The organism is Marinitenerispora sediminis (assembly GCF_003336425.1).
In the GTDB taxonomy this organism is placed as follows: domain Bacteria; phylum Actinomycetota; class Actinomycetes; order Streptosporangiales; family Streptosporangiaceae; genus Marinitenerispora; species Marinitenerispora sediminis.
Map to the genome: position 1 here is coordinate 1 of NZ_QEIO01000245.1, position 4,547 is coordinate 4,547.

Here is a 4,547-nt window from a genome sequence, read left to right on the forward strand (position 1 = left end):
GCCCCGGCACCGACCGGGCCGTCGGCGGCGGCCGCACCGAGCACGAGTACCACCTGGACGAGCTCGGCGCCGCGCTCGGCGTGAGCCCGCTGGGGGAGCCGACCGGGCCGGCGCGCCCCTGGCGGACCGGCCCGGCCGCCAGGCCCGGGGGACCGGCTGCCGGCGCGTCCGGCCGGTGGGCGGGCGGCGCGCCGCATCCCCTCGGCCGCGACCGCTCCCGCCCCGGCGCCCTGCGTGGAGCGTCCCCCGGCTCGGCCGGAGGCGCGGGGGCGGACGGCCTCCGCCGCTGGGGGCGGGCGTCCCCGCGCGCGGCGGGCCGGTTTCTGCGGCTCGTGCCGTGGCGGCCCCCGCTCCGGCGCCGGTCCCCTCGGGGAGCACCGCGGTGAGCCCCCGCACTGGCCGGCGCCCCCGGACCGGAGACGCCGGCCGCGTCCACCGGCTGGCCGGGCGGCGCACCGCCGGCGCGGCGCGGCCGCGCCGCGGCCTCCAGGCGGCCTGGGACTCCGGCACGCCACGGGGCGCCGCCCCGGCGCCCCGCCGTCCGATTCCGCCCAGCCCGCCAGGGCAGGGCGCCTGGGAGGTAATGAGATGAGCACCGCACCCAAGCAGATCCGGCTCGCCGCGCACTTCCCCGGGGTGAACAGCACCACGGTGTGGAGCGATCCCGCCGCCGGCAGCCAGATCGACTTCGGTTCGTTCCGGCACCTCGCGCAGACCGCTGAGCGCGGCCGGTTCGACTTCTTCTTCCTGGCCGAGGGGCTCCGGCTGCGGGAGCACCAGGGCAGGATCTTCGACCTCGACGTCGTCGGCCGCCCCGACACGCTCACCGTCCTGTCCGCGCTCGCCGCCGTCACCACGCACCTCGGGCTGGCCGGCACGCTCAGTTCGACCTTCAACGAGCCCTACGAACTCGCCCGGCAGCTGGCCTCCCTCGACCACCTCAGCGCCGGACGGGCCGCCTGGAACGTCGTCACGTCCTCCGACGCGTTCACCGGGGAGAACTTCCGGCGCGGCGGCTACCTGGACCACGCCGACCGCTACGAGCGGGCCGCCGCCTTCGTCCGGACCGCGCGCGAGCTCTGGGACAGCCCGCTCGACGGCGCCGCCGACCCGGACGGCGCGATCGGGGCGTTCCGGCACCGCGACCGCTTCTTCGACATCGAGGGCGAGTTCTCGGTGCCCCGATCGCCGCAGGGGCACCCGGTGGTGATCCAGGCCGGGGACTCCGAGCAGGGACGGGAGTTCGCGGCCGCGGCCGCCGACATCATCTTCTCGCGGCACGGCGGCCTGGAGGAGGGGCGCGCGTTCTACGCCGACGTGAAGGCGCGGCTGGCCCGGCACGGCCGGTCGCCCGACGAGCTCCTCATCATGCCCGGCGTGACGTTCGTCCTCGGCGCCACGGCGGAGGAGGCCGCCGAGCGGGCCAGGCGCATCCGCTACCAGCAGGTGAGCGGGCCGGGCGCCATCAACTTCCTGGAGCAGGTCTGGGGCCGGGACCTGTCCGGTTACGACCCGGACGGCCCGCTTCCCGACATCGACCCCGACCCCGACAATGCCTCGATCACGCGGGGCCGGGTGCGGCACACCGCGGATCCGCTGGCGCTCGCCCGCCGCTGGCGCGCGATCGCCGAGGCCGGGAAGCTCAGCATCCGCGACCTGATCGTCGAGGTGACCGCCCGCCAGACGTTCGTCGGCACCCCCGCCCAGGTGGCGGCGGCGCTCCACGAGCACGTCCGCACCGACGCGTGCGACGGCTTCATCCTGGTACCGCACCTCACGCCCGGCGGACTCGACGACTTCGTGGAGAAGGTCGTGCCGCTCCTCCAGGAGCGCGGCGTGCTGCGCACCGAGTACACCGGAGGGACGCTCCGCGAGAACCTGGGACTGCCTGCCGTTCCGCGGCGGGCGGGGGCGGAGCGGGTCGCCTGATCGGCGGCCCGGCGCATCCCGGGCCAGCGGCCGGCGTCGCCACCGGAACCGGTGACGGCGCCGCCGCGGCGTGCGGGTCGGCCGACCGCCACTAGGCGCCGCCGGGGTAGTTGCCGAATCCGCCCCCGCCGGGGTAGTTGCCGAATCCGCCCCCGCCGGGGTAGTTGCCGAATCCACCGCCGCCCGGGTAGTTGCCGAATCCGCCCCCGCCGGGGTAGTTGCCGAATCCGCCCCCGCCCGGGTAGTTGCCGAAACCCTCCTCGGGGGACGGGCCCTCCTCCGAGGAGTCGTAGCCGTAGTCGTCGTCATCGTCCTGGGCTCCGGCCACGGCCGGCGCTCCGACCACGAGGGCGGGCGCGAAGGCGGCCGCGAGTAGAAGTCGGCGCAGGTCGAATTTCATGGAATCTCTCCTCCCGAAGATGATCCGGCGATCTGCCGGATCACGGCCATTTCACGGCCCTCCGCCATTGGTCCGCGTCGACGCGGGGGCCTGGAGCCGCGTTCGCCCGACCCGCGGTGCTTTTCCGCAGCGGAACCAGGTCGGCCGCGCATGGAATCCGAAGAAGGTCATTCGAGCTTCACGCGTATTTCCGCCGAAGGGGAACCGCGGTGAGAGGAGTAGGTGTTCGCAGGGGAGCGGAACCGAGTCGGCGGGAAGCTGAGAGCCGCATTCGGGGACGTGCCGCAGGTGAGGGCGCCGACCTGCTGGTCGCGGTGCCCAGGCGCCGCCGGAAAGGGAGTGAGGGGGTGAAGGGCGGCACCGCCACCAGGCCGGTGACGGTGCCGCCGCGGCGTTCCGGCCGGATCGCGCCGCCCCGCGCGGCGGTGCCCGCGGGAGGGACCGGCCGGGGGCCCGACCGCCGGCCGCCGCCCGGCGGTGTGCCGGGCATGCCGGTCGGTCGGGCGCACGGCTGAGGCGGTATCAGAAGAAGTCCTCGTCGCCGTCGATGCCGAACTCGTCACCGTCCCAGTCGCCGTCGAAGTCGCCCCAGCCTCCGTCGCCCCAGCCGTTGTCGAAGTCGTCGAAGTCCTGGGCGTTGGCCGCCATGGCCGGTCCCATGGCGATGGCGGGCGCGATGATGCCGGCGAGCATGAGGCGTCGCAGAATGGTCTTCATCAGGATCCTTCCTCCCTGAATGCCGACCTGATGATTTATCAGGTCGGACTCCGCTCCACGGTCCGTTGAAATCAGTCCTTTCCTGATTTCGGACGGGCCCGGAGTCACGCCTCCCATGCTTGCGGCGGGCATCCCAAAACGAAACAGGACTGCCACCCGCGGAAGCCAAAGAAAATGCCCTGACGGTCAATCGTTTTCCAGCCGTCCCGGCGGCGGTGTCCAATGGCCGCCAAAACCGATCCTGGTCGCATGATGACAGCGGACGGCCGGGCCGGAATTGTCCAGTGCGGAAATTCCGGCCCGGCGCCTTCCGGGTGTACGGGGCCTCGCCCGCGCTCGTTCGGTGGTCCGGTGATTCGCCTCCCGTGCGCGAGTGGCGCCCCCGGGTCTGGTGCCGTCAGCCGCGGGCCGAGCTGCGCGTCCCGGTCGTGCCGGCCCCGAACGGGCCGGCGAACGTCCCCTGCTGCTCGAACGCGCTGCGCGGACCCCGGTGGTGATGGAGGTGCCGGTGGTGGTGGCCGTGCACATGGCCGACGGCCCCTCCGCCGCCTCGGACATGCCCGGCCGCACCGCCGCCGACCGCGCCACCAGCCGCACCGCCGCCAGCCGCTCGGCCACCAGCCGCGCCGCCGGCCGCGCCCCCTCCGGCGCCTCCGCCGCCTCCGGCACCGCCGGCCACGCACTCGCAGGGGCACAGGCAGTCTTGGGCGTGCGCCGCGACCGCGGGCGCCCCCAGGGCGAGGGCGGGCGCGATGAGGCCGGCGAGCATGATTCGACGCAGGTTGGTCTTCATTGGGAATTCCTCCGGGACATCGGAAGCGGGCCTGGCGGCCCGTCAGCTCGGACTCCGTGGTGCGGCCCCCGGCAGCGGTGCCCCGCCGGTGGCGGCGGGACCTGGAGCCGCGCCTGCCGGCTCGTGGCGCCCCTGCCGGCACGAACCGGCCGGACACCCAGCGAGGCCCGCGGAGGGCGCGGCGCTCTCCACCGCGCTCAAGGTGGCCGCGGATTCGGAATTCCCGGCCCATTGTCGGGAATCCCGGTGTACGGGAACAGTGCGGTCGCCCTGGTGGGCGGGGTCGGCACCGCTGCCGACGTGGGCGGCGGTGCCGACGCGAGACGCGATCGGACGGTGCGCCCGGCGCTCTGGAAGGCCGATCGGCCCCGGTGCGCGGGATGTCGTCCGATCGCGCCTTCTCCAGCGGGTGCCGAGCCGCGTGGCTCGGCCTGCCGTGCTCGGGGTCAGCCCCGGGCGTGGCTCTGGGTGCCGAAGGTGCTGGCGCCGCCGGGTCCGGCCGCGGTGGCCTGCTGCTGGAAGCTGCTGCTCGGGCCGAAGGTCGGGAAGCCCCAGAAGTGCTGGCCGCCGAAGATGTCCTGGGCGCCGGCCATGGCGGGCGTGCCCAGCGCGACGGCAGAGGCGATGAGGCCGGTGAGCGTGATTCGGCGCAGGTTGGTCTTCATGGAAATTCCTCCAGGAAGGCTGACCTGGCGATCTGCCAGGTCG

At 74.6% G+C, this 4,547-nt stretch carries 5 protein-coding genes and 1 pseudogene; 2 read left to right on the top strand and 4 right to left on the bottom strand.

The window, feature by feature from the left end:
* Both DEF28_RS28650 and DEF28_RS25635 read left to right on the top strand, forming a co-directional pair.
* Positions 1-386 (top strand): annotated as a pseudogene (locus DEF28_RS28650) (hypothetical protein); the annotation flags it as partial.
* Positions 387-588: 202 nt separating this feature from the next.
* Entirely contained in the window at positions 589-1,929 is a 1,341-nt protein-coding gene (locus DEF28_RS25635; RefSeq protein ID WP_114400731.1) for an NtaA/DmoA family FMN-dependent monooxygenase, read from the top strand.
* A 91-nt stretch (positions 1,930-2,020) separates the two neighbouring features.
* Here the strand turns inward: DEF28_RS25635 and DEF28_RS28185 are convergent, their stop codons facing one another.
* From DEF28_RS28185 to DEF28_RS25655, 4 genes are all read right to left on the bottom strand, one after another.
* Positions 2,021-2,329 carry a hypothetical protein gene (locus DEF28_RS28185; protein WP_199493547.1) on the bottom strand — a complete coding sequence of 103 codons (309 nt, stop codon included), beginning with the start codon at positions 2,327-2,329 and terminating at the stop codon, positions 2,021-2,023.
* 522 nt (positions 2,330-2,851) lie between these two features.
* Complete coding sequence (locus DEF28_RS25645; RefSeq protein ID WP_114400733.1) at positions 2,852-3,046, bottom strand: hypothetical protein; 195 nt, start codon at positions 3,044-3,046, stop codon at positions 2,852-2,854.
* Positions 3,047-3,443: 397 nt separating this feature from the next.
* On the bottom strand, positions 3,444-3,839 hold the full coding sequence (locus DEF28_RS25650) for a hypothetical protein (RefSeq protein WP_114400734.1): 396 nt from the start codon (positions 3,837-3,839) through the stop codon (positions 3,444-3,446).
* Between the two features lie 446 nt (positions 3,840-4,285).
* A partial coding sequence (locus DEF28_RS25655; RefSeq protein ID WP_233515543.1) for a hypothetical protein occupies positions 4,286-4,547 on the bottom strand: 262 nt, incomplete at its 5' end.

Excerpts from the sequence above, each read along its gene's own strand:
- DEF28_RS25635 (WP_114400731.1), top strand. The coding sequence starts at position 589 with ATGAGCACCGCACCCAAGCAGATCCGGCTCGCCGCGCACTTCCCCGGG.
- DEF28_RS28185 (WP_199493547.1), bottom strand. The coding sequence starts at position 2,329 with ATGAAATTCGACCTGCGCCGACTTCTACTCGCGGCCGCCTTCGCGCCC.
- DEF28_RS25645 (WP_114400733.1), bottom strand. The coding sequence starts at position 3,046 with ATGAAGACCATTCTGCGACGCCTCATGCTCGCCGGCATCATCGCGCCC.
- DEF28_RS25650 (WP_114400734.1), bottom strand. The coding sequence starts at position 3,839 with ATGAAGACCAACCTGCGTCGAATCATGCTCGCCGGCCTCATCGCGCCC.